This window comes from Vibrio sp. 10N.261.51.F11 (assembly GCF_041471665.1).
Classification (GTDB): Bacteria; Pseudomonadota; Gammaproteobacteria; order Enterobacterales; family Vibrionaceae; genus Vibrio; species Vibrio crassostreae_C.
Genome location: NZ_JBFROW010000025.1, coordinates 216,128 through 239,589, shown reverse-complemented (window position 1 = coordinate 239,589; position 23,462 = coordinate 216,128). Strand labels below are relative to the sequence as shown.

22 protein-coding genes are annotated in these 23,462 nt (G+C 45.7%); 14 read left to right on the top strand and 8 right to left on the bottom strand.

What is annotated here, in order from left to right:
- Positions 1–46: 46 nt before the first annotated feature.
- The 6 genes from AB4351_RS09285 to pgpA all read left to right on the top strand — a co-directional run bounded on the left by AB4351_RS09285 (position 47) and on the right by pgpA (position 4,749).
- Positions 47–703, top strand: a complete 657-nt coding sequence (locus AB4351_RS09285; RefSeq protein ID WP_010436361.1) for a riboflavin synthase — start codon at positions 47–49, stop codon at positions 701–703.
- Positions 704–811: 108 nt separating this feature from the next.
- A complete protein-coding gene (ribBA, locus tag AB4351_RS09280) occupies positions 812–1,921 on the top strand; it encodes a bifunctional 3,4-dihydroxy-2-butanone-4-phosphate synthase/GTP cyclohydrolase II (RefSeq protein WP_017060784.1) in 1,110 nt (369 codons plus the stop codon).
- Positions 1,922–2,216: 295 nt separating this feature from the next.
- Complete coding sequence (gene ribE / locus AB4351_RS09275; RefSeq protein ID WP_004741508.1) at positions 2,217–2,687, top strand: 6,7-dimethyl-8-ribityllumazine synthase; 471 nt, start codon at positions 2,217–2,219, stop codon at positions 2,685–2,687.
- Positions 2,687–3,154, top strand: a complete 468-nt coding sequence (nusB, locus tag AB4351_RS09270; RefSeq protein ID WP_004734399.1) for a transcription antitermination factor NusB — start codon at positions 2,687–2,689, stop codon at positions 3,152–3,154. The genes ribE and nusB overlap by 1 nt, the downstream gene beginning before the upstream one ends.
- A gap of 114 nt (positions 3,155–3,268) precedes the next feature.
- Positions 3,269–4,243 carry a thiamine-phosphate kinase gene (gene thiL, locus AB4351_RS09265; RefSeq protein WP_372125750.1) on the top strand — a complete coding sequence of 325 codons (975 nt, stop codon included), beginning with the start codon at positions 3,269–3,271 and terminating at the stop codon, positions 4,241–4,243.
- The gene (gene pgpA / locus AB4351_RS09260; RefSeq protein WP_017060782.1) at positions 4,243–4,749 is read left to right on the top strand and encodes a phosphatidylglycerophosphatase A; all 507 of its coding nucleotides are present in this window, start codon (positions 4,243–4,245) and stop codon (positions 4,747–4,749) included. The genes thiL and pgpA overlap by 1 nt, the downstream gene beginning before the upstream one ends.
- Positions 4,750–4,868: 119 nt before the next feature.
- On the opposite strand, the gene dxs is transcribed toward pgpA, so the two are convergent.
- From dxs to xseB, 3 genes are read right to left on the bottom strand one after another with little or no spacing between them, the layout of a single operon-like run.
- Positions 4,869–6,752: a 1-deoxy-D-xylulose-5-phosphate synthase gene (gene dxs, locus AB4351_RS09255; protein ID WP_372125697.1), complete on the bottom strand. Its 1,884-nt coding sequence runs from the start codon at positions 6,750–6,752 to the stop codon at positions 4,869–4,871.
- Positions 6,753–6,773: 21 nt separating this feature from the next.
- The gene (gene ispA, locus AB4351_RS09250) at positions 6,774–7,658 is read right to left on the bottom strand and encodes a (2E,6E)-farnesyl diphosphate synthase (RefSeq protein ID WP_004734404.1); all 885 of its coding nucleotides are present in this window, start codon (positions 7,656–7,658) and stop codon (positions 6,774–6,776) included.
- Positions 7,659–7,678: 20 nt separating this feature from the next.
- Positions 7,679–7,921: an exodeoxyribonuclease VII small subunit gene (gene xseB, locus AB4351_RS09245; RefSeq protein ID WP_004734405.1), complete on the bottom strand. Its 243-nt coding sequence runs from the start codon at positions 7,919–7,921 to the stop codon at positions 7,679–7,681.
- A 298-nt stretch (positions 7,922–8,219) separates the two neighbouring features.
- Between xseB and pomA the strand changes: the two genes are divergently transcribed.
- The 7 genes from pomA (at position 8,220) to rlmM (ending at position 15,383) form a co-directional block, all read left to right on the top strand.
- On the top strand, positions 8,220–8,984 hold the full coding sequence (gene pomA, locus AB4351_RS09240) for a flagellar motor protein PomA (protein WP_017060778.1): 765 nt from the start codon (positions 8,220–8,222) through the stop codon (positions 8,982–8,984).
- A gap of 12 nt (positions 8,985–8,996) precedes the next feature.
- On the top strand, positions 8,997–9,944 hold the full coding sequence (locus tag AB4351_RS09235; RefSeq protein ID WP_017060777.1) for a flagellar motor protein MotB: 948 nt from the start codon (positions 8,997–8,999) through the stop codon (positions 9,942–9,944).
- 318 nt (positions 9,945–10,262) lie between these two features.
- Positions 10,263–11,711 carry a tRNA uracil 4-sulfurtransferase ThiI gene (gene thiI, locus AB4351_RS09230; protein ID WP_372125695.1) on the top strand — a complete coding sequence of 483 codons (1,449 nt, stop codon included), beginning with the start codon at positions 10,263–10,265 and terminating at the stop codon, positions 11,709–11,711.
- Between the two features lie 671 nt (positions 11,712–12,382).
- A complete protein-coding gene (locus AB4351_RS09225) occupies positions 12,383–13,291 on the top strand; it encodes a transcriptional regulator GcvA (RefSeq protein WP_017063339.1) in 909 nt (302 codons plus the stop codon).
- Positions 13,284–13,907: an alpha/beta fold hydrolase gene (locus AB4351_RS09220; RefSeq protein ID WP_172379926.1), complete on the top strand. Its 624-nt coding sequence runs from the start codon at positions 13,284–13,286 to the stop codon at positions 13,905–13,907. The genes AB4351_RS09225 and AB4351_RS09220 overlap by 8 nt, the downstream gene beginning before the upstream one ends.
- Entirely contained in the window at positions 13,897–14,295 is a 399-nt protein-coding gene (locus AB4351_RS09215) for a DUF423 domain-containing protein (RefSeq protein ID WP_102319950.1), read from the top strand. Before AB4351_RS09220 ends, AB4351_RS09215 begins: the two co-directional genes overlap by 11 nt.
- Complete coding sequence (gene rlmM / locus AB4351_RS09210; protein WP_017070491.1) at positions 14,292–15,383, top strand: 23S rRNA (cytidine(2498)-2'-O)-methyltransferase RlmM; 1,092 nt, start codon at positions 14,292–14,294, stop codon at positions 15,381–15,383. Before AB4351_RS09215 ends, rlmM begins: the two co-directional genes overlap by 4 nt.
- 80 nt (positions 15,384–15,463) lie before the next feature.
- Here rlmM and xni read toward each other — a convergent pair whose 3' ends face one another.
- The 5 genes from xni to queF all read right to left on the bottom strand — a co-directional run bounded on the left by xni (position 15,464) and on the right by queF (position 22,785).
- Complete coding sequence (gene xni / locus AB4351_RS09205; RefSeq protein ID WP_017069498.1) at positions 15,464–16,237, bottom strand: flap endonuclease Xni; 774 nt, start codon at positions 16,235–16,237, stop codon at positions 15,464–15,466.
- Positions 16,238–16,330: 93 nt separating this feature from the next.
- Positions 16,331–17,695, bottom strand: coding sequence for a nucleotide 5'-monophosphate nucleosidase PpnN (gene ppnN, locus AB4351_RS09200; protein ID WP_017070492.1), 1,365 nt, complete (start codon positions 17,693–17,695; stop codon positions 16,331–16,333).
- Between the two features lie 243 nt (positions 17,696–17,938).
- A complete protein-coding gene (locus AB4351_RS09195) occupies positions 17,939–19,504 on the bottom strand; it encodes a GGDEF domain-containing protein (protein ID WP_081229491.1) in 1,566 nt (521 codons plus the stop codon).
- Between the two features lie 118 nt (positions 19,505–19,622).
- Positions 19,623–21,881: a tetratricopeptide repeat protein gene (locus AB4351_RS09190; protein ID WP_372125693.1), complete on the bottom strand. Its 2,259-nt coding sequence runs from the start codon at positions 21,879–21,881 to the stop codon at positions 19,623–19,625.
- Positions 21,882–21,939: 58 nt separating this feature from the next.
- The gene (gene queF / locus AB4351_RS09185) at positions 21,940–22,785 is read right to left on the bottom strand and encodes an NADPH-dependent 7-cyano-7-deazaguanine reductase QueF (RefSeq protein WP_017060768.1); all 846 of its coding nucleotides are present in this window, start codon (positions 22,783–22,785) and stop codon (positions 21,940–21,942) included.
- Positions 22,786–22,916: 131 nt separating this feature from the next.
- Between queF and syd the strand changes: the two genes are divergently transcribed.
- A complete protein-coding gene (gene syd, locus AB4351_RS09180; protein WP_017063346.1) occupies positions 22,917–23,462 on the top strand; it encodes a SecY-interacting protein in 546 nt (181 codons plus the stop codon).

The window sequence follows — 23,462 nt, the reverse complement described above, 5'->3', positions numbered from 1 at the left end:
TTACTCCAACTGCATACGTGTCGTTGACAACAAAAAGAGTTTTAAAATGTTTACAGGAATTGTAGAAGCCGTAGGTACATTGAGTGCAATCACTCCCCGCGGAGAAGACATCACCGTAACGGTTAATGTTGGTAAGCTTGATATGGCTGACGTTAAGTTAGGCGACAGTATCGCTACCAATGGTGTGTGTTTGACAGTTGTTGAATATAACGACCACAGCTACAGTGCAGATCTTTCGCTTGAGACCCTGAAAAAAACGGGTTTTGTCGATTACCAAGCGGGCGATAAAGTTAACCTTGAGAAAGCAATGTTACCAACCACGCGTTTCGGTGGACATATAGTGTCTGGTCACGTTGATGGCGTGGGTGAGATTGTTGAACGTAACCAAGTTGGCCGTGCGATTGAATTCTGGGTAGAAATGCCAGCAGAAATCTCAAAATACGTTGCTCAAAAAGGCTCAGTAACAGTTGATGGCATTAGCCTGACTGTGAACGATTTACGTAAGAACGCATTCAAGCTGACTATCGTTCCTCATACTTCTTCAGAAACCACCATCGACCAATTCAATGTCGGTCGTAAAGTGAATCTAGAAGTTGATGTATTAGCACGTTACATGGAGCGTTTACTGCAAGGTCAGCAACAAGAATCTGAGCCTGAATCTCGATTAACGATGGAATTCTTACAGCAGAATGGTTTTGCCTAACCGTTGATACAAAGTGCGTTAAGCGAGACTTTGTAAAGCGAAGCAATATCATCAGGTTTAAATAGTGTCGGTTCTAGGAAGCAGAACCATTTCAAAGGATATAGAACAATGCCAATTAGTACTCCTCAAGAAATTATTGAAGACATTCGCCTAGGAAAAATGGTTATCCTGATGGATGATGAAGATCGCGAAAATGAAGGCGATCTGATCATGGCAGCAGAACATGTGACGCCAGAAGCGATTAACTTCATGGCGATGTACGGTCGTGGTTTAATTTGTCTGACGCTAACCAAAGAGCGTTCAAACCGCATGGGTCTAGCGCCTATGGTTCAAGATAACAACGCACAGTACACCACTAACTTTACTGTTTCGATTGAAGCGGCAGAGGGCGTAACAACGGGTATCTCTGCATCAGACCGTGCAGTGACGGTTCAAGCGGCAGTGGCGAAAGATGCGAAAGCGGCTGATCTTGTTCAACCTGGTCATATTTTCCCACTGACAGCGCAAGATGGCGGTGTTCTGACTCGCGCAGGACACACAGAAGCAGGTTGTGATTTAGCACGTCTTGCAGGCTGCGAGCCAGCATCGGTTATCGTTGAGATCCTTAACGACGACGGTACTATGGCTCGTCGCCCTGACCTTGAAGTGTTTGCTGAAAAACACGACATCAAGCTAGGCACGATTGCTGACTTGATTGAATACCGCAACAACACAGAAACAACGATTGAGCGTGTAGCACAATGCCATTTACCAACAGAGTTTGGTGATTTCGAGCTGGTGACTTACCGCGATACAATTGATAACCAGATCCACTACGCGATGCAAAAAGGCGACCTATCTGAAGGTGCTCCTTTGGTACGTGTTCACCTGCATGACACGTTCACCGATCTGCTTCATTCAGACCGTGGTACTGAACGCAGCTGGTCGCTAGATAAAGCGATGAAGCGTATTGGCGACGAAGGCGGTGTGTTGGTTATTCTTGGCAACGAAGAGTCGTCTGATTCTTTGATTCACAAAGTGAAGACATTCGAAGCGCAAGACAAGAACGAGCAGCCAACTATGGCGAAGAAGCAGGGTACCTCGCGTCGTGTTGGTGTCGGTTCTCAGATTCTTCAAGATCTAGGTGTGCACGATATGCGTCTGCTTTCTTCAAGCACTAAGCGTTACCACGCATTGGGTGGTTTTGGCCTTAACGTTGTTGAGTACGTTTGCGAATAAACCATGCGTTAGCAAGCAGACGTTTCTCCGTTTGTAGCAACATAATTTACCGATGATTTCAGTGGCTCTTTTGGTGATAAATCTTGCCAAAAGAGCAAAGTAGCCAAGTCCGACTCAAAACGTGTTCAACACACAAACTTGGTTACTCGCTGTTCCTATATGCTTGGGATCAGCGCTGCATTATCATCTTTACATTGCCGGTGTCTGTTCTTCTAAATTACCATTAGATATTGCTCACAGTTTTGTGCTAGAATCCGGCGATTCTCACTTGATGAAAATAGTTAAAGGAAGGCTTATGAAAGTGATCGAGGGTGGCTTCCCAGCGCCAAATGCAAAAATTGCTATCGTTATTGCTCGTTTCAACAGTTTTATTAACGAAAGTTTACTTTCTGGTGCAATCGATACTTTAAAGCGTCATGGACAAGTAAGCGAAGACAACATCACTGTTGTTCGTTGCCCTGGTGCAGTAGAACTTCCACTTGTAGCGCAGCGCGTTGCAAAAACAGGTAAGTTCGATGCGATTGTATCTCTTGGTACAGTAATTCGTGGCGGTACACCTCACTTTGACTATGTTTGTAGTGAATGTAATAAAGGTTTGGCACAAGTGTCTCTGGAATATTCTCTTCCAGTAGCGTTTGGTGTTCTTACTGTTGATACGATCGATCAAGCTATTGAACGCGCAGGAACCAAGGCTGGTAATAAGGGTGCAGAAGCAGCACTTAGCGCACTTGAGATGATCAACGTTCTTTCTGAAATCGATTCCTAATGGGGGCCAGTGTGAAACCAGCCGCACGTCGTAACGCACGTCAATTTGCTCTACAAGCAATTTATTCTTGGCAAATTACTAAAGAAAATATTGCTACCGTTGAAGAACAGTTCTTATCTGGTGGTAAGTATGATGAAGAAGAGCATCATGCTGCAGAGCCTGCTCTTGCTATGCCAGAAACAGACGTTGCATACTTCCGCGACCTACTAACTGGTGTTGCTCTTAGCCACATGGAACTTGATAGCAAGCTTCGTCCATTCGTATCTCGCCCTATGCAAGATCTGGATCTGATGGAACTAGCGCTTCTACGTTTAGCTATGTACGAGATGACTCGTCGCGAAGATGTACCATACAAAGTGGTTATCAACGAAGCTATCGAGCTTGCAAAAGTATTTGCAGCAGAAGACAGCCATAAGTTTGTTAACGGTGTGCTTGATAAAGCTGCACCGCACGTTCGTAAGAAATAAGACGTTCGTATATTGAATCTAAAGGTCAGCTTTTATGCTGGCCTTTTTTGTAACTAAATTTCTGTAATATCCATGATTACGGCGATTTTTATGAGACTAAAGATAGGGCATGTGATGTCTGGCGAATTTAACCTGATTGAAAAATATTTTGTAAATCGACAACCACAACGTAAAGACGTTCTTCTAGCTGCTGGCGATGATTGTGCTTTGGTCAAAGCGCCGGGCAATGTTGAGATAGCGATCAGCACGGACACCTTAGTGGCTGGTACCCATTTCTTAGCTGAGGCGAATCCGGCTTGGGTGGCACACAAAGCGTTGGCTTCCAATATCAGTGACCTTGCTGCAATGGGCGCGACGCCTGCTTGGGTGTCTTTTGCTTTAACCATGCCTGAAATCGATGAAGCATGGCTTGCTCCCTTCTGTGACTCCTTTTTTAAACTCGCAGACTACTTTGGTATTCAGTTAATTGGTGGCGACACAACCAAAGGTCCACTAAGCCTGACACTGACGGTACAGGGCTTTGTTCCTGAAGGACGAGCGCTGCGCAGAGATGGCGCGAAAGTGGGTGACTGGATTTACGTAACAGGTAACCTAGGTGACAGTAAAGCTGGCCTAGAGGTGCTACTTAACCCAGAGCAGAACAAAGCGAAGCCCTATGCTGCTGAGCTAGAAGAGAGACATTATGTGAGCACTCCACGAGTGTTAGCGGGTCAGGCGCTAGTGAACCTTGCTTCATCTGCGATTGATATCTCTGATGGTGTTATTGCTGATTTAAAACATATCCTTAAGCGTTCTCAAGTTGGCGCGAGTATTGATGTAAGCACGCTGCCTATCTCTGCAGAATTACGTCAGTTCGCTCCTGATATCATTTCAGCTCGGCAGTATGCGCTAACGAGTGGTGAAGAGTACGAGCTGTGCTTTACTGTACCAGAAGAGAATAAAGGGTCGTTGGAAAGTGCTTTGTCACACACAGGTACAAAAGTCACCTGCATTGGCCAGATAAGACCTGTAGAATATTTTGAATTACACAATAATGGTGAACCACTAAGCTGGAACTTAACTGGTTACGATCACTTTAAGGTTAATTGATGACAAACCCACTTTCTCTTATTTCTCTTAAAAACCCTTGGCATTTCTTAGCAACGGGTTTTGGCAGTGGCTTATCGCCTATTATTCCCGGCACAATGGGCACGCTTGCGTCAATTCCGTTGTACCTATTGTTGGTTCAGTTACCGTTTCCTGCTTACGTTGCCGTGGTGGTGGTAAGCTGCATTATTGGTATTAAGATCTGCCAAGTAACGTCTGACGATATGGGCGTGCATGACCACGGTTCTATCGTTTGGGATGAGTTCGCGGGCTTTTGGATCACCATGAGCTTAGTGCCTATGTTGAATATCCCTGCTGATGACTGGAAGTGGCTGCTGACTGGTTTTGTGCTTTTCCGCTTCTTTGACATGGTGAAACCATGGCCGATTGGTTGGTTAGATGCACGAATTCACGGCGGTTTAGGTATCATGATTGACGATATTGTAGCGGGTATTATGGCGGCTATTTCGTTGTATGCCGTGGCACATTTCGCTGGTTGGTTAGTGTGAGTTAACTGAAGGGCTAAGGTTTAGTTGGCGATACACCAAACTAATTAGCAGATACTAAAAAGGTTGACCCTAGGGCCAACCTTTTTTGTTTGCGGAGCTTACGAGCTTACGTATTAAAGCTACTTGGCAAGATAGTCAGTGATAGACTTCTCAATGCCTTTCGCGTCCAAACCAAGCTCTTCATGCAGTTCGCCTTGCGTACCTTGAGCAATGAACTTGTCTGGTAGGCCAAGGTTCAATACTGGCATCAGCAGTTTCTCTTGCATCAAGAACTCAATCACACCTGCGCCCGCACCACCTGCAATCGCATTCTCTTCGATAGTTACCAGAATATCGTGGTCAGCAGCAAGTTGTTTGATCAGAGCTTCATCGAGCGGTTTCACAAAGCGCATATCTGCAACTGTCGCATCGATGGCGTCAGCGGCTTGAAGTACACTCTCAAGGAAAGTACCGAAGCTTAAGATAGCGACTTTCGAGCCATCTTTTGCTTTTTCGCTTTCGCGAACGATACGACCTTTACCAATCTCAAGCGCGGTAAATTCACTTTGTATCTCAGTGCCCATACCATTACCGCGAGGGTAACGAACGGCACTTGGACCTGTGTGCTGGTGGCCGGTGTAAAGCATTTGGCGACATTCGTTTTCGTCGCTTGGCGCCATGATCACCATGTTTGGAATACAACGCATAAAGCTTAAGTCGAACGCACCTTGGTGTGTTTGACCATCAGCGCCGACAAGACCAGCACGGTCGATAGCGAACATGACAGGTAAGTCCATGATAGCCACATCGTGGATCAGTTGATCGTAGCCACGTTGTAGGAACGTCGAGTAGATAGCGACTATCGGCTTATCACCCGCAATCGCCATACCGGTTGCTAGCGTCACAGCATGCTGCTCAGCAATCGCTACGTCGAAGTATTGTTCTGGGTACTCTTTCGAGAAACGCACCATGCCAGAGCCTTCACGCATTGCAGGCGTGATCGCCATCAGCTTAGGATCTTGCGCGGCCATATCACACAGGAAGTCGCCAAAAATCTTAGAGAAAGTTGGTTTAGAGCTGGTGCTCTTAGGTAGACTTGAGTGTGCTGGATCGAATTTCGGTACGCCGTGGTAACCGATTGGATCTTTCTCAGCTGGCTCGTAGCCTTTGCCTTTCTTAGTCATGATATGCAGGAACTGAGGGCCTTTAAGGTCTCTCATGTTCTTAAGCGTTTTAATCAGCTCATTGACATCGTGACCATCAATTGGGCCAATGTAGTTAAAGCCTAACTCTTCGAACATGGTGCCAGGGACAACCATGCCTTTTAGATGTTCTTCTGTACGACGAACCAGCTCTTTAATCGGCGGAACGCCTGATAGCACTTTCTTGCCGCCCTCACGAATTGACGTGTAAAGACTGCCAGAAAGAACTTGAGCTAGGTGGTTGTTTAGCGCACCTACGTTTTCAGAGATCGACATCTCGTTATCGTTCAGGATAACCAGCATGTCATTGTGAATATCGCCCGCGTGGTTCATGGCTTCAAATGCCATACCCGCAGTAATCGCGCCATCACCAATCACACTCACGACTTTACGGTTCTTGCCTTCTTTCTTCGCACTGATAGCCATACCAAGTGCAGCACTGATCGACGTTGAAGAGTGACCAACAGAAAGGGTGTCGTATTCGCTCTCTTGACGCCATGGGAATGGGTGCAGTCCATCTTTTTGACGGATAGTCGACAAGCGGTCGCGACGACCTGTAAGAATTTTGTGCGGGTATGCTTGGTGGCCAACATCCCAAACCAACTGGTCAAAAGGCGTGTTGTACACATAGTGCAGAGCAACAGTCAGCTCTACTGTACCTAAGCCTGACGCTAAGTGACCACTTGACTGGCTCACTGAGTTAAGAAGGTAGGTACGTAATTCATCACAAAGCTGTGTCAGCGTCTCTTTTGGAAGTAGACGCAAATCCTCTGGCTTATCAGCCAAAGCAAGAGTTGGGTACTTTGATATATCAAGAGTCATAGGTAATGCGCGCTTATTGTCTTAGTTCTTGCGCTCGATGACGTATCGGGCGAACTCTTCGAGTGACTGGGTATTGTATGGGATTGCAGCCAAAGCTTGAAGCGCTTCCTGTAGCAGAGTTTGCGCTTTTTCTTGAGCGCCCTCTAAACCTAACAAAGAAGGGTAGGTGCTTTTGTTCAAATCTTGGTCAGAGCCCTGTGGTTTACCCAAAGTTTCGGTATCGCTAATGATATCTAAAATATCATCCTGAACTTGGAAGGCTAACCCGATTGCATCGGCGTACTTATCTAATTGAGGCATCACTTCAAACGCTTTTTCGCCAGCAGCCAGAGCACCTAAACGAATCGCACTCTTCATTAGAGCGCCAGTCTTGTTACGGTGAACTTCTTCTAACTCTTCTAGCGTGACAGAGCGGTTTTCAGCTTCAATATCAAGAGCTTGTCCAATGCACATACCTTGTGCACCAGACGCTTCAGCTAGGCGTTGAATCATTCGAACGCGATTGCTTTCCCCGTCAGCACTTAATGTGCCTTCCGCAAGTATAGTAAACGCGAGAGTTTGTAGGGCATCGCCAGTTAAAATTGCCGTTGCTTCATCGTATTTGATGTGACAAGTCTGATGGCCACGACGAAGTTCATCGTCATCCATTGCTGGAAGGTCGTCGTGAATCAGAGAATAGGCATGAATACATTCGATTGCAGAAGCTGGAGTGTCGAGTTCTTCAGCGGTACAGCCGAGCATTTCCCCTGTAATGTAGACAAGAAATGGACGTGCGCGTTTGCCGCCTAAAAGTAACCCATAACGCATCGCGTTGATAAGGTTCTGATTTTGGTGTGGCAGGCGATCAAGCCAAAGGTTCAGTTGCTCGTTATTACGTGCTTGATAAGACAATAAAGTCTCGATCATAGGGGATCTCATACAATTCGTTATTCTGGTTGTGGGTTAAAGTCACTAAGTTCTGCATTTTCATCATTTTGCAGTAGGATGCTAACACGCTGTTCAGCATCGTTTAGTTTGCTTTGACCGGCACGAGCGAGGGAGATGCCTCGTTCGAACTTTTTCAGCGCATCATCTAAAGCTAGATCACCATTTTCTAGTTGATCAACCAAGCCATCAAGCTCTTCGATTGCTGCTTCAAAGCTCATATTTTCAGGTTTCTTAGTAGCCATAATAAATCTGCGTTTGGAAAGATGAACGAACGTTACCCTAGGCCGCTGAGATGGTCAAATGTAACCAAGAAATTTTGCTAGAAAGTTCGTTTTTAAGAGGCTTGAACGCACTTTGCTTGAATAACCTTAGCTTTATCGAGTTTATGCGCTACGTATAAGAGCAAAGTAAGCCAATAGTTGGGATTCAAAAACGAAAAGTGTGATACTTAGGCCAAGAATTTACTAAAAGATCTTATAGTCTTGCCGATACAAAGATTATCGTCGACATAGAGCTACAAAAAAGCATGAGGAGTGCTCAGTGGATTTAGCAACCCTAATAGGTTTGATTGGTGGATTTGCCTTTGTAATTATGGCAATGATCCTAGGTGGAAGCCTCGGGATGTTCTATGACACGACATCCATTTTGATCGTAGTTGGGGGCTCAACCTTTGTTGTTCTAATGAAGTTCACCATGGGACAGTTCTTTGGTGCGACTAAAATCGCAGGCAAAGCTTTTATGTTTAAAGCGGATGAGCCTGAAGATCTTATTGCGAAAGTTGTAGAGATGGCTGATGCGGCTCGTAAAGGTGGTTTTTTAGCACTGGAAGAGATGGAAATTAACAACAGTTTCATGCAAAAGGGCATCGATCTTTTGGTGGATGGCCATGATGGAGATGTAGTTCGTGCTGCACTGCAAAAAGACATCGCATTAACCACAGAGCGTCATGAGCAGGGCGCGAAGGTGTTCTCTGCATTTGGTGATGTAGCACCCGCGATGGGTATGATTGGTACCTTGGTTGGCTTGGTTGCCATGCTTTCTAACATGGATGATCCAAAAGCGATCGGCCCTGCGATGGCGGTGGCACTTTTAACCACCCTATATGGTGCGATTCTTTCGAACATGGTGTTCTTCCCAATTGCCGACAAGCTTGCGCTGCGTCGTGACCAAGAGACACTCAACCGTCGTTTGGTTATGGATGGCGTACTCGCGATTCAAGATGGTCAGAACCCACGAGTAATCGATGGTTACCTGAAGAGCTACCTAAACGAAGGTAAGCGTACGATTGATGGTGAACCTGCGTAAGAGGAGTTGAAGATGGATGAAGAAAATCCATGTAAATGTCCTCCTCCGGGATTGCCTCAATGGATGGGGACATTTGCTGACTTGATGTCACTGCTGATGTGTTTCTTCGTACTTCTACTCTCATTCTCTGAGATGGATGTACTGAAGTTTAAGCAGATCGCTGGCTCGATGAAGTTCGCATTTGGTGTGCAGAACCGCCTAGAAGTCAAAGACATCCCGAAAGGGACCAGCATCATTGCACAAGAGTTTCGCCCTGGTCGCCCAGAGCCAACGCCAATTGATGTGATCATGCAGCAAACGATAGATATCACTCAGCAGACGCTGGAATTTCATGAAGGTGAATCTGAGCGCGCTGGCGGTACCATGCGTGACCAAGGCAAGATGACCGGAGGCAAGTCGCCAGAGGTATCGACTCACGACAATCAAAACTCTGAGTCAGACCAACAGCAACAGCAAGCCGAAGCTCAATCTCAAGAGATGGAAACCTTGATGGAAAGCATCAAGAAGGCGTTGGAACGAGAGATAGACCAAGGCGCGATTGAAGTTGAAAACCTTGGCCAGCAGATTGTGATTCGAATTCGTGAGAAGGGTGCATTCCCATCGGGTTCTGCTTTCCTACAGCCTAAGTTCCGACCTTTGGTGAGACAGGTTGCTGAGTTGGTGAAAGATGTTCCGGGTATCGTTCGAATCTCAGGGCACACCGATAATCAACGTCTTGATTCCGAGCTTTATCGATCTAATTGGGACTTGTCATCACAGCGAGCAGTGTCTGTTGCTCAAGAGATGGAAAAGGTGCGTGGTTTCTCTCATCAACGCTTGAGAGTACGCGGCATGGCGGATACCGAGCCAGTCGAGCCGAACGATACTGAATGGCAACGTAGCCTCAACCGCCGCGTTGAAATCAGCATCATGCAGGGCGAGCCGCTTTACAGTGACGAAGTGCCTGTTATTAATGAATAGCCGATACGTGTACACACGGTAACATGCAGATAGCATCGAAAGCCCAACCTTATAATGAGGTTGGGCTTTTTGTTTGCTGGTCTTCAATGGTTCTCTCTGCGGCATTTATGTCGTTTCGAAACCTGCTACTGTTAATAACAAGCGGTTTAATGATGGTGTTACAGCAAGCACTCTTTTCCTTGCTTCACTTTCTCATGTATAATTCGCGCCCTTAGATTTAGATATGATCTATTCTTGCTTCAAGTGCTGTGTAAATTCTCTAATTTATTTGGCGATGAGCGTTTTCAAAATTTTGAACATTAATGTTGTGAAAGTACTATGAAATTTATTGTTAAGCCCCATCCGGAAATTTTTGTAAAAAGTGAATCGGTGCGTAAGCGCTTCACAAGGATTCTAGAGTGCAACATTCGTAACGTTATTCAACGTCGCTGTGAAAGTGTTGCGGTATTCAACCGTCGCGATCATATTGAAGTGACGTCTGAGAGTGACCAGTACTACGCAGAAGTGTTAGAGGCTCTGACTCACACTCCAGGTATTCACCACTCTCTTGAAGTTCAACAGTCTGAATTCAAAGACTTGCACGATATTTACGAGCAAGTACTAGAACGCAGCCGTGCTGACATTGAAGGCAAGACTTTCTCTGTACGTGCTAAGCGTCGTGGTAAGCATGACTTTACCTCTATTGAACTTGAGCGCTACGTAGGCGGCGGTCTAAACCAAGCAGTTGAGTCAGCGAAAGTTCGACTTAAGAACCCTGATGTAACCGTTAAGGTTGAAGTGGCTAACGACAAGCTAAACCAAGTTCTAGCTCGTCACAAAGGCCTCGGTGGCTTCCCTCTTGGTACTCAAGAAGATCTACTGAGCTTGATCTCTGGCGGCTTTGATTCTGGTGTTTCAAGCTACCTGCACATCAAACGCGGCTCTAAGGTTCACTACTGTTTCTTCAACCTTGGTGGCCCAGCGCACGAGATTGGTGTTAAACAAGTGGCTCACTACCTATGGAATAAATACGGCTCATCTGCAAAGGTGAAGTTCATTTCTGTAGACTTTGAACCTGTGGTTGCTGAAATCCTTGAGAACGTAGAAGACGGCCAAATGGGCGTTGTTCTTAAGCGTATGTTCATGCGTGCTGGTGGTATGGTTGCAGACAAGTTCAAGATCGAAGCGTTGGTTACTGGTGAAGCACTAGGTCAGGTATCAAGCCAAACGCTAACTAACCTGCGTCACATCGACAACGTGACAGATACTTTGATTCTTCGTCCGCTTATCAACTGGGATAAAGAAGACATCATCGACCTTTCTCGTATCATCGGTACTGAAGACTTCGCTAAGGTAATGCCTGAGTACTGTGGTGTTATTTCTAAGAAGCCAACAGTGAAAGCGAAGAAAGGCAAACTGGAAGCAGAAGAAGCTAAGTTTAACTTTGAAGTGCTGGATCAAGTGATCGAGAACGCTCGTGTTATGGATATCCGTGACATCGAGAAAGAGAGCCAAGAGCAAGCGCCTGAAGTTGAACAAGTTCAAGCTGTTGCTGAGCACGCTATCGTTCTTGATATCCGTAGCCCAGACGAAGAAGATGAAAGCCCGCTAGAGATCGATGGTGTTGAAATCAAACACATCCCGTTCTTCAAGCTTTCCACTCAGTTTGGTGACCTAGACCAATCGAAAGAGTACTTGTTGTACTGTGACCGTGGTGTCATGAGTCGTCTGCAAGCGCTTTACTTGCAAGAGCAAGGCTTCCACAACGTTAAGGTTTACCGCCCATAGTGGTGTGTTGACCAAGCGTTAATTATTTTGCCAAGCCGCTTACTGAAAAGTAAGCGGCTTTTTTATTTTCTATTGTGAATGATTTACAGTAGTCAGACAGAGGCGTGAGTTTGGGCGTGCTATCGTCATGCTCAGCTTTAAAATTTTTGATTGATAGAAAGAGTAAGCTCTAAACGGGTTTATAAGTACCGAAGAAGTGTGAGTATCTTGAAGTATTCTGTTACTTTTTAGTGCAACTCAATGGTGCTATTTGTATGTGTTCAGTTGATTATTTGAGTGGGTGTCTGATTCTGTGATTGGCGATGAAAAATAATAAAGATTAATTAGCACAGCTATTGATAAACTTGTTGTTACATTTCTTTGCACATAAAAAAACACCGCCCATAAGGCGGTGTAAACAAATTTGACAGACAGGTCAAAATAAATACAGGAAGTACATGCCTCGTTTCAGTATAAACTGCAACAAAACATTTGGTAGAACTCTACCCAACTCGAAAAGAACGAGTTTGCAAACACAACATCGCAGGAGCTAAGCCAATTGATTCTAGAGAGAATCAAGCCGTTCAGGCTAGCTGCTGCGGGATGAAATATAGAATTTCTCTGGCTGCTAGGCAATGGACAAATTATAATGTTTCAGATAAAAAAAACTAATGCTTATTTAGAGAGTAACTATGTCTCGTCGATTACCCCCATTAAACTCGCTAAGAGTGTTTGAAGCTGCAGCTCGACACTTGAGTTTTACGCGTGCTGCAGAAGAGTTGTTTGTTACTCAAGCGGCAGTCAGTCATCAGATCAAAGCGCTTGAAGAATTCTTATCTTTGAAGCTGTTTCGCCGAAGAAACCGCTCTTTGCTGCTAACTGAAGAAGGTCAAAGCTACTTCTTAGATATCAAAGATATTTTCACATCACTAGCAGAAGCGACAGACAAAGTGCTGGAGCGAAGTGAGAAGGGCGCATTGACCATCAGTTTACCGCCGAGTTTTGCTATTCAATGGTTGGTACCAAGGCTCGCTGACTTTAATCAGCAAGAGCCTGATATTGATGTAAGAATCAAAGCCGTTGATATGGATGAAGGCTCGCTAACCGATGATGTAGACGTCGCTATCTATTATGGCCGAGGTAATTGGTCGGGGCTTAGAGCCGATAAGCTTTACCAAGAATACTTGATCCCTCTTTGCTCACCTTCCGTGCTGCTAGGAGCTAAACCTTTAGAATCTCTCAGTGATTTGGCATGTCATACGCTACTGCATGATACATCTCGAAAGGATTGGAAACAGTTTGCTAAGCAAAATGGCATCGATGGGGTAAACGTTAATCACGGCCCTATCTTCAGTCACTCAACCATGGTGCTGCAGGCAGCGGCTCACGGCCAGGGCATTGCTCTGGGTAACAACGTGTTGGCGCAGCCTGAAATCGAAGCGGGTCGTTTGATTGCGCCTTTTGATGAAGTGTTGGTGAGTAAGAACGCCTTCTATGTGGTTTGTCATGAGAAACAAGCCGACATGGGTCGTATTGCTACCTTCCGCGACTGGATGCTAGCGAAAGCGCAAAGTGAACAAGAGGACTTACTCGATGAATAACGTCATCATTGATGGTGAAGACAATCCCATCACCTTTATCTTTGCCCATGGTGCTGGCGCAGGCATGGAGCATGAGTTCATGCAGTCGGTAGCCAAAGGGTTAGCCTTTAAAGGGATACGAGTGATTCGTTTCAACTTCCCTTACATGATTAAACGTGCTGAAGATGGTAAGCGTCGTCCACCTGACAGAGCGCCTAAGCTACTTGAAGCCTATCAAGAGATTATTGAGCAGGTTGATGCCGATAAGCTTGTGATTGGCGGTAAGTCGATGGGAGGACGTATGGCGAGCCATTTGTCTGAAGTTGATAAGGTGGCTGCAATGGCCTGTTTAGGCTTTCCTTTTCATCCGCCAGGCAAACCAGAGAAATACAAAGGTGAGCACTTGGCTGAGTTAGCAAAGCCGTGTCTTATTCTGCAGGGTGAACGTGATACCTTTGGTAAGCGAGAAGAGTTTGCTGATTTCGACCTGTCGGATTCGATTCGTGTTGAGTTTATTCCTGATGGCGATCACAGCTTTAAGCCTCGTAAGAGCTCTGGCTACACCGAACAGCAGAACATAGCGTTAACCGTTGAGAAACTATCGGCGTTTATCAAAGAGGTGCTTAATGAGAAGTAAGTATTTACTCACTTTTGCAGGTATCTCTGGTGCGGTTGCTGTGATGCTTGGCGCCTTTGCAGCTCACGGTTTGAAAGCTATCTTGTCTGAATATCTGCTAGGCGTGTTTGAGACGGGTGTTCAGTACCAATTTATCCATACTCTAGCGATATTGGCGTGTGGCGCTCTGCTGCAGATGAAACTTGGCGCTAAATCACAAAAATATTTTTTCATTGCGGCAATTTGCTTTATCATCGGCATCCTTTGTTTTAGTGGCAGCCTTTATGGCTTGGCACTGACAGGAATAAAATGGTTTGGCCCTATCACTCCGTTTGGTGGTCTACTATTTATCATTGGTTGGGGAGTCTTCTCCTTCGCTGCTTTGAATATAAAAGAGGTAACTCAGTGAAACACGTACTACTTTATTGTCGCTCTGGTTTTGAAAAAGAATGTGCTGGCGAAATTCAAGACAAGGCAACACAACTGGAAGTGTTTGGTTTTCCTCGCCTAAAGAACAATACAGGTTTTGTATTGTTTGAATGTTACCAAGCAGGTGAAGCGGACAAGTTGATCAAAGAGATCGATTTCCAATCACTGATCTTTGCTCGTCAAATGTTGGCAGTGGCTGTTGAAATTAAAGACCTGCCAACCGATGACCGTATTTCTCCAATTCTTGAGGCGCTTTCTGAGAAAGAAGGTTTCCCTCGTTGTGGTGATATCCGTATTGAAACGCCAGATACTAACGAAGCAAAAGAGCTTTTGAAGTTCTGCCGTAAATTTACCGTGCCGATGCGTCAAGCGATGCGTGGTAAAGGCCTGATGACAGCGAAAGATAACGCTAAGAAGCCTGTGCTTCATTTATGCTTCATCGCTCCGGGCCACTGTTTTGTTGGTTACTCTTACCCAACGAACAACTCCCAGTTCTTTATGGGTATCCCTCGTCTGAAGTTCCCATCAGATGCGCCAAGCCGTTCTACATTGAAGCTAGAAGAAGCATTCCACGTATTCATCCCTCGTGATGAGTGGGACGAGCGTTTGGCTCCAGGTATGTGGGGTGTTGATTTAGGTGCATGTCCAGGTGGTTGGACTTACCAATTGGTTAAGCGCTCGATGTTCGTTCACTGTGTTGATAACGGCATGATGGCAGACAGCCTAATGGAAACAGGTCAAATTAAGCACCACATGGTGGATGGCTTTAAGTTTGAACCAGACCGTAAGAACGTAACTTGGATTATCTGTGACATGGTTGAGAAGCCAGCTCGTGTTGCTCACCTTATGGGTGAGTGGATCATCAAAGGCTGGGCGAAAGAAGCACTGTTCAACCTTAAACTGCCTATGAAAGGCCGTTACGATGAAGTACTGCAAGATATCGAGAACCTAAAAGTGTTCCTGATTGAGAACAAAGTGAAGTTCAAGATGCAGGCTAAGCACCTTTACCACGATCGCGAAGAGATCACGGTCCACATTCAGGCGCTTTCAAACATCTCACCGCACTAATATTTACGTTAGTGTGTCAGTGATAAAAAATGCTCCTTTAAGGGGCATTTTTTGTATCAATATTATCGAGTCACAGCGACTTAAGCGTTTGCTTCGTAACGAATATCTTGCAGGTTGAACCCTAAATCAATATCGGTTTTGAGTGCCGATACTTGCTTACATACACGAGCGGATTCGATGTGTTCGTCGAACTTCTTACGATATTTTTTCGGCAGATCTTCTGCTTGATAGGCCGCTTCGATATCTGGGTAAGTGGTCAATATCTCTTTGGCTGCTTTTGGCCCGATACCTGGGATGCCCGGTACTTGGCTTGAGCTTACGCCCGTTAATCCCCAGTAATCTGCCAGTTGTTCAGGTTTAACGCCAAACTCAGCTTCGATAAAGGGTTTATCTAACCAGCGGTGCTGGAAGTAATCTCGGATCTGAAGCGTTGGTGACAACAGTTGGCAGTAGCCCTTATCCGTCGAGACGATGGTGACGGTTTCTCCGTGGTCAGCCACTTTCTTTGCCAGTGTTGCGACGAGATCATCCGCTTCATCGCCATCAGACAGCAGTGAATCAATGCCTAACTCCCACCAAGCTTGTTGAATAGCATCAAGGCCTTTCATCAATGGTTCTGGCATCGGTTTACGATTCTGCTTATAAGCAGGAAGCACATCTGCGCGCCAGCCACGGTCTTGTAAATGGTGATCAAATACCGCGATGATGTGGGTGGGCTTTGATTCATTCAGAATCTTATTGAGAGTGCGAATTGTGGTGGTAATGGTTCTTGCTATATCGGTTGGATCCGGCTGAACAGAGTGCACGCGTCGGATGAGGTTTAAGGCATCGATAATAACAAGATGGATAGACATAAGTTTCCACTAAATAGGCAATAAAAAAGGGGCTGCTAGCCCCTTATAGTAACGTATCACTTGGTGAGTTGAAACGTTGGTAACGTAAACGCCTTAATCACGTGAGGCGATTTTATAGCAAGGCACGTAGTCGGTCCCTCCCGGTAACTTCATTCGATGTTGCTCAACAAAGTCATTCAGCAGTTGGTCCATCTTGGTCATTAGCTCTTTGTCGCCATCAATTAGGAATGGGCCGTGCTTCTCGATCTCCAGAATACCCTCTGCTTTGACGTTACCAGCCACAATGCCTGAGAACGCTTTACGTAAATTAGCGGCTAGGCTTTCTGTTTTTTGGTCCATATGAAGATCAAGCGCCGCCATAGATTCGTGTGTTGGGTCGAATGGCAGTTGGAACTCAGGCTCAATATGCAGTGACCAGTTGTAGCTGTAGGCATCACCGGTCTCTTTACGGTGAGAACGCACATCTGGCATCGCTTGTTTCATGATTTTCGCAGCGCGTGCTGGGTCATCAATCACGATCTCGTAATGTTTCTGAGCATCAGGCCCTAGAGTTTCCCCAATGAACTTATCGATTGAGCGGAAGTAAGCCTCACTCTCTTTCGAGCCCGTTAACACAATCGGCATTGGCTGTTCGGCGTTATTCGGGTGCATCATGATCCCTAAGATGTACAGCAGCTCTTCGGCCGTGCCGGGGCCGCCTGGGAAAATGATGATGCCATGTGCCATACGAACAAACGCCTCAAGACGCTTCTCAATATCTGGCATGATCACCAGTTCGTTGACGATTGGGTTTGGTGGCTCAGCCGCAATGATCGAAGGCTCGGTAAGCCCAAGATAACGATGATCGGTGTAACGCTGCTTCGCGTGACCAATGGCAGCCCCTTTCATTGGGCCTTCCATTGCACCCGGTCCACAACCGGTACAGATATTCAGTTCACGGAGGCCGAGCTCATTACCGACTTCACGAGTGTATTGGTATTCGCTGGCATTAATAGAGTGACCACCCCAACATACAATCAGGTTAGGCTCGATGCCCGGCGTAAGTGCGCCTGCATTCCTCAGAATACCAAATACGAGGTTGGTAATGTGAGTGGCATTAGTCAGGTTGAGCCTTTGGTTATCTGCGAGGTGCATGTTGACGTAAACAATGTCACGCAGCACTGAAAATAGGTGTTCTTGGATACCCTTGATGATCTCACCATCGACAAAGGCATGCTCTGGTGGGTTGCTCAGCTCGAGTTTGATACCACGCTCACGTCGCACTACCTCAACATCAAACGATTGATACTTGTCGAGTAGCTCTTTGGAGTTGTCGGTGTGGCTACCTGAGTTGAGTACCGCTAACGTACAGTTACGATACAGTTGGTATAGATCACTAGACGCGGTTTTCTTAAGACGCTCAACCTCAAGTTGAGAGAGTAAATCCATGCTACCGGCAGGGCTGATATGAGTGATCATAGTGCCTCCTTGTTGAAAAGAGCAGAGGACGTTGAAGTGACCCTCTGGCTCGAGAGTGAGAAGCAAACGTTGAAAGTGTTTGGTTAAAGGTGGGGGAGAGCTAACCAGACGAAACGGATACGACAGCGTTGCTTGCCAAGAATGCTTGTTAAGCGAATGTTAATCATTAGCTTAGCAAACATTGAGGGAAATGGTATGTGATAAGTATTTGAAAAAATGAAATAAATTAAATCTAGGGCTGGCCTAGTGCCAAACAAGTTGGTTATTACCGCGTTGTTTTGCTTTATTTAGTGTTGTATTGAGTCGCTCTAACACTTCTTCAGGTGTATCTGACTCTTTAAACTGAGTACTTGCCGCGCATAAAGTAATCGTGATTTGTTGGTCACGGAACTTAAAGGGTAAGCGGCTTACTTGAGTTTGAATGTTTTGAATCACTTGGTGACAATATTCATCGGTTTGCTCTGGCAATAGTAAGACAAATTCTTCACCTGAAAAACGCGCCACAGTATCGGTCGTGCCTGCTTCTTTGGTGATGGTTCTTGCGATGATCTTAAGCGCTTTATCGCCGGCGGTATAACCAAAGCTATCGTTAATGGCTTTGAAGTTGTCGATGTCCAGAAGTACTACGCGCAGTGAGTGTTGTGCGCGGATCCAGCGGCGATACTCAAGCTCTAAGCGATCAGTAAAGGCAGTGCGATTGTAAACCTTGGTTAGAGGATCAAGCAGCATACGCTGAGCCTGATCTTCCAAGCGCTTACGGTAATCTTGCGTCACTTCATAGAGTGAATCTAACTGAGTCTTTCCGTAACTCATTCTCTCTATCAGAGCTTGTTCTTTTTGCTCTGCGTGGTTCAGCCTTTCCGAAAGAGAGGCGATTTCACTGAGTAGCGGATTAATCGACAGCTTTAAACTATCAATATCTTTCGCTTTATCTACCGAGCTTTGGCTTCTAGTGACTAGTTCATTTAACTCAGAGTTTAGACCTTGTCGGTGCTCAAAGTAGCTCTGGCTCTGGTCGGCATTTTGGTCTGCCGTTTTGATGCTGGACGCTAAAGAAGAATTAAGCTGATCGATGAATTGTTCAGACTTCTTACGTTCTAGGTTGGTGCCTTCAATAACCAGTTTGAGGATCTGAAGTGTTAGCTCAAGTAGGTTTTGTGTGGAAACACCAAGCAGCAGCTTCGCTCGAATATCGGTAAGCAGATCACCCGATTCACCCTCGAAGTCGAGTTCAGTGATCAGATGTTGTAGTTCGTTTGATAGGTCGGAAAGGAGCTCTTGTTCCGGAGAGTGCGCAGCGTCAGCAAAATGGGTGCGTGAGTTATTCGCCATAATCTTTATGGCACGCTCATAAATACCGAGAAGTTTCATGGCGTGGTCGACTTTCTGACTGCCATTGCATTCGGAGAAGCTAAGTAAGTTTCGTAGGTCGCGTTTGAGCTGTGCTGGAAGGCCAGTTATGCGCTGCAGCGTTTCCCCACTGTGCTTAATGCTATCGTCCAGATACCCGTTCTGTTTATCCATAGCCAACGTTTTCTGCTTAAGCATCCTTTCTAATACTGCCAGCTTTGGGATCATTGAGCTAATGTCTTTTTGCTTTTCTAGCTCTTCCCTAAGGGCAATGAGGTTTTCATCTAAATGGCTGTTACTGCCAACACATGCGTCACTTAAAGATGTGACGATACGCTTTAGAACTTTCTGTTCTCTAATAAACTTGAACGAGGTGTCTCTTTGCGTCAAACGAACCTGCTCCAACTGAGATTTCAGCTGGTGGAGTTGCGCCTGAATGTCTTTTTCAAGAATGCCCATAGATGTATTTATTAGCGCCGCGTAGACCGATCTCGATCATTTTGATGAAATTCCGTTACATCGATAATAACAAAACTAAAAATAAGGTCACGACTTGCTGCTCTTAACCGCTCGCAAATCAGTCATCTTTTAGCATTTTTTTGATGTTGTCCTCATTCTGGTACGAGGATTGTATTTTTATTAACCCTTGATTAATCGCATGTTTACACGCTTCTCTTATGTTACCAGTTGCAAGGCTCGCTGCCGGTGCATTATCGATAGCTTTTAGATAGACCCATTGGCTACTGCGCTCTTTGAGACTGATCTCACGAGCTAGATTGGTCGACATCAACAATACGTCGAGCAGCTCTTGATCGTTAATTGCGGTGTAAGCACGTGGCAAGAATGGGTAGTCAGCGATACCCATACGGACCGTTCGGTTGATGTTTCGCTCTGTTTCGAAGTCATTCACCCAAGATTGAATCTTTCTGAACATGGCTTCCGGCGACAAATCACGGTCCGCGTTTGGCTCGATATAAAGCAGGTTCGCATCCGAGAAGTGGTAGACACGAGCTGGGCCTTCAAGCTTAGATTTTAGGAATTCACCGAAAGCGTCTTCCAGTTCTAGACCGGCTTTGTAACCGTTCTGCGTGTACATATTGCGTAAGAACGGTAAATCAATCATCACGAAGCGTAAGCGGTCGTTGAGTGGCTCATGAATCAATTCGCCAAGTTGCCACTGTTCGAAGGTCTGGCTGGTTTGTTCCAGCGAGTTAGAGAGCTTCGCATTGAGCATTCTTAAGTTCGGAAGCTTTGAACGTGAGTGCGTAAATAGGTCGGTGCGCAGTGAGTCCACTTCTTTGGCTAAGGTTTGAATGAGATAGCCACGGCGCAGAACAAAGAAGAACAAGACAATGCTGAACAGGAATAGGGCGAACGATATTTTTTGGAACTTGCGATGCTCTAGTTTGTACTTTTCTAGCTCTTGCGCTTGGCCTGCGTAGTGCAGGGTTTGTTCGGCAAATTCTTTCTGTTGACGGAACGCGTCTTCGCCAACACGGTTGAGTTTTTGCTGCTCTAGAGAGACAAGGCTGTTGTACTGCTTAAGGTTTGCCAACGCTTGCTGTGGGCGACCTGCCTGCTCATAACCTAAAGAGAGTAAGTAGTACGAGCGTTGTGAAAGGCGCATGTTCTCTATCTGACGAGAGATCTCAAGTGCACGTGTCGCATGCTTTATCACGTCTTCGCTTTCTTGTAGGTGATATGCCAACCCTGCCGATAGCAGCGCAGCTCGACCTTCCAGCTTTGGAATGTCGGTATATTCGAGCAGCTCAAGGGCACGGGTCAGGTACTGTTCTGCTAGAGGGTAGTTATACAGACGTAGGTAAGTCGCCGATAGACTTAGTCGGATATCAATGACTTGGTGGATATCTCGGTCAGTGCTTTCGTGATCAAGAACGTTGAAGAAGTGTACCAAGGCAAGGTTATATTTCCCTTGATAGAAGTACACATCCCCCATTTTCTTAAGCACTTGTGCTAAGACAGGCGAGTTTTCAAAGTTGTCATAGAAATCAGCGGCTTGAGATAGGTGTTCTAACGCTTTATCCAACACTTGGCGCTCAAAGAAAAGCTGCGCAAGTAGGCGGTTGACCTTGGCCAAACGTGAACTTAGATTGCCCTCTACTGATTTCCAGTAGCCATACAACAACTCGGATAACGCGTGGTTGTACTCTTTGTGAGTCAGATAAAACTCGCCGACGGAGATATGGTAGTCGATGGTGACTTTTTCAGAGTAACGTTGATCGAGATAGGTTTTGGCTTCTTGATAGAACTTTTCGGCTTCATCGATCTTGTTGTCGTAAGAGGCGATGTCGGCTTTCAACATGATCAAGCGATAGGTAATGCCTTCCGTTAAGCGTAAGGTTTTATTCACCGACTCTAGATTTGTTTCAATGTTAGTGAGCTCTGATTTTGCTTTGGCTGATTTTCTATCACTCAGCCAAAGTAAGCGAACTTTTAGGATCTGAAGATCTATTTTTAGGTAATCAAGCTTATAGGTTTGCGCTAGCTCGGAGGCTTTGTCGATGTGCTGAATCGCAATACGCATATTGCCAAGGTTGTATTCCGCTTTGGCTAAGATCTTATACGCATCGATACTGCTGTTTGGTGTTCGAATCGAGGAGTCTGTCTCTTCGCGAGAAATAGCTGAAGGGCTTTTCTCGCGTTGATCAGAAAGGACACGCAGCGTTAGGTAGCTGTTGGCCATTTGTTTTGCTTGGCTCGGATCGATCTCAACCAAATTATTGGCTTCATTGAGTAGCGCCGACGAATAAACCGACGCATTGACCGATGTGCTTAAGCTTAAAATAAATAGACTAACAACGTATAACCAACGCATTTCAATGTCCCTTTAAAGATTTGGTAGGTTCAAATAAGTGTGGGTGGTTCTCGCCTGATTATTGGCGAGCCATACGCTTATTGTGGCTTGGTCTATCTTGCTCTGTTGAACGGTATGGGTTGATATCCAGACCACCACGACGTGTGTAACGTGCGAACACAGTTAGCTTCGAAGGTGCACAGTATTTCATGATGTCAGTGAAGATACGCTCAACACATTGTTCGTGGAATTCATTGTGCTCACGGAAAGAAACTAAATAGCGTAGCAGAGCTTCACGGTCAATTTGCTTACCAGAATATGCGATCTCAACGCTGCCCCAATCCGGTTGATTGGTGATCAAACAGTTCGACTTCAATAGGTGGCTGTGCAGTGTTTCTTCAACGTCTTGTTCGCCAGCAGCGCCTTCAAGCAGCGACGCTTCAAAGTCGTAGCTAGTGATTTGGATGTCTTGGTTGTCGATACAGTCACCTTCCATCGTCACGATAGGTTGGTTAGTGTAGTCGGTTACTGAGTTTACATTCACAATCACCGTTTCGCCTGCACATGCCGACAAATCTTGGGTCAGGCGCTCGGTTACTTGATCCCAGTTTTCAAATTGAGTCTGGTTGTAGCTGTTCAGGTACAGCTTGAAAGATTTTGATTCAATTAAATTTGGGCTGGTTGCTGGGATGAAAACTTCACCGACAGCCACTTGTGGTAGACCATTGGTGTTTAGCCACGAAAGCTCGTACATCGTCCAAATATCATGACCAACAAAAGGCAGCTCGCCGTTTAGCGCAAGATCATCGCGATTAAGGCTACGAGGCACTGGTTGCAATAAACTTGCATCGTATTGGTTAGAGTACTCAGTTTTTTGGCCAAGGGTTAAACCCGCTAGCTCTTTTGCGTCAGAATATTTGCTCATACTTTCGTTTCAAATTCGATTAGAATGGGGTCGATTTTACTGAATCCCCCTTACCCTGTCATTAAGTCATCGCTTAATCGGCGCGGAAAGGGCTCGGATTCTATTTATTATTTTGTGTTTAGGAGATTTTCATGACTCAACGTGCTCAAGACGCACTACTTTCTTTTAGTCAGCGATACGTTGACGCGTGGAAGCAGAAACACCAAAGCTTACCTCGTAATGAGGAGTTGGTGGACATCGTATCGCCATGCGTAGAAGAAAAGAGTGGCGATGCCGTGTTGTGGAAGCACTATCCACGTGAGCAATTCGCGGATTTCACCAACGTTGAAACCGGTATTGAGTTGACTCTGCATGAAGACATCAAAACTTTCTACGGCGCACAATTCAGCGCAGATATGAACGCAACTTTCGATGGTAACGAATTGACTCTGTTACAGATTTGGAGTGATGAAGACTTCGAATGCCTACAAGAAAACATTTTGGGTCACCTAGTAACTCAGCGTCGCTTGAAGCTAAAACCAACGGTTTTCATTGCCGCGACCGATGCTGAGCTGGATGTTATCTCTATCTGTAACCTAACGGGTAACGTGATTTTGGAGCGCTTAGGTACCAAAAATCGTGATGTGCTCGCCGAGACATTGGCAGAATTTTTAGAAAAGCTACAACCAGCGGTATAA

Coding starts and splice junctions, on each gene's coding strand:
- thiI (WP_372125695.1), top strand. CDS start 10,263: ATGAAATTTATTGTTAAGCCCCATCCGGAAATTTTTGTAAAAAGTGAA.
- pgpA (WP_017060782.1), top strand. CDS start 4,243: ATGACAAACCCACTTTCTCTTATTTCTCTTAAAAACCCTTGGCATTTC.
- nusB (WP_004734399.1), top strand. CDS start 2,687: ATGGGGGCCAGTGTGAAACCAGCCGCACGTCGTAACGCACGTCAATTT.
- xni (WP_017069498.1), bottom strand. CDS start 16,237: ATGTCTATCCATCTTGTTATTATCGATGCCTTAAACCTCATCCGACGC.
- ispA (WP_004734404.1), bottom strand. CDS start 7,658: ATGATCGAGACTTTATTGTCTTATCAAGCACGTAATAACGAGCAACTG.
- AB4351_RS09235 (WP_017060777.1), top strand. CDS start 8,997: ATGGATGAAGAAAATCCATGTAAATGTCCTCCTCCGGGATTGCCTCAA.
- queF (WP_017060768.1), bottom strand. CDS start 22,785: ATGAGCAAATATTCTGACGCAAAAGAGCTAGCGGGTTTAACCCTTGGC.
- AB4351_RS09225 (WP_017063339.1), top strand. CDS start 12,383: ATGTCTCGTCGATTACCCCCATTAAACTCGCTAAGAGTGTTTGAAGCT.
- dxs (WP_372125697.1), bottom strand. CDS start 6,752: ATGACTCTTGATATATCAAAGTACCCAACTCTTGCTTTGGCTGATAAG.
- AB4351_RS09190 (WP_372125693.1), bottom strand. CDS start 21,881: ATGCGTTGGTTATACGTTGTTAGTCTATTTATTTTAAGCTTAAGCACA.
- AB4351_RS09195 (WP_081229491.1), bottom strand. CDS start 19,504: ATGGGCATTCTTGAAAAAGACATTCAGGCGCAACTCCACCAGCTGAAA.
- AB4351_RS09215 (WP_102319950.1), top strand. CDS start 13,897: ATGAGAAGTAAGTATTTACTCACTTTTGCAGGTATCTCTGGTGCGGTT.
- xseB (WP_004734405.1), bottom strand. CDS start 7,921: ATGGCTACTAAGAAACCTGAAAATATGAGCTTTGAAGCAGCAATCGAA.
- ribE (WP_004741508.1), top strand. CDS start 2,217: ATGAAAGTGATCGAGGGTGGCTTCCCAGCGCCAAATGCAAAAATTGCT.
- ppnN (WP_017070492.1), bottom strand. CDS start 17,695: ATGATCACTCATATCAGCCCTGCCGGTAGCATGGATTTACTCTCTCAA.
- AB4351_RS09220 (WP_172379926.1), top strand. CDS start 13,284: ATGAATAACGTCATCATTGATGGTGAAGACAATCCCATCACCTTTATC.
- ribBA (WP_017060784.1), top strand. CDS start 812: ATGCCAATTAGTACTCCTCAAGAAATTATTGAAGACATTCGCCTAGGA.
- syd (WP_017063346.1), top strand. CDS start 22,917: ATGACTCAACGTGCTCAAGACGCACTACTTTCTTTTAGTCAGCGATAC.
- AB4351_RS09285 (WP_010436361.1), top strand. CDS start 47: ATGTTTACAGGAATTGTAGAAGCCGTAGGTACATTGAGTGCAATCACT.
- thiL (WP_372125750.1), top strand. CDS start 3,269: ATGTCTGGCGAATTTAACCTGATTGAAAAATATTTTGTAAATCGACAA.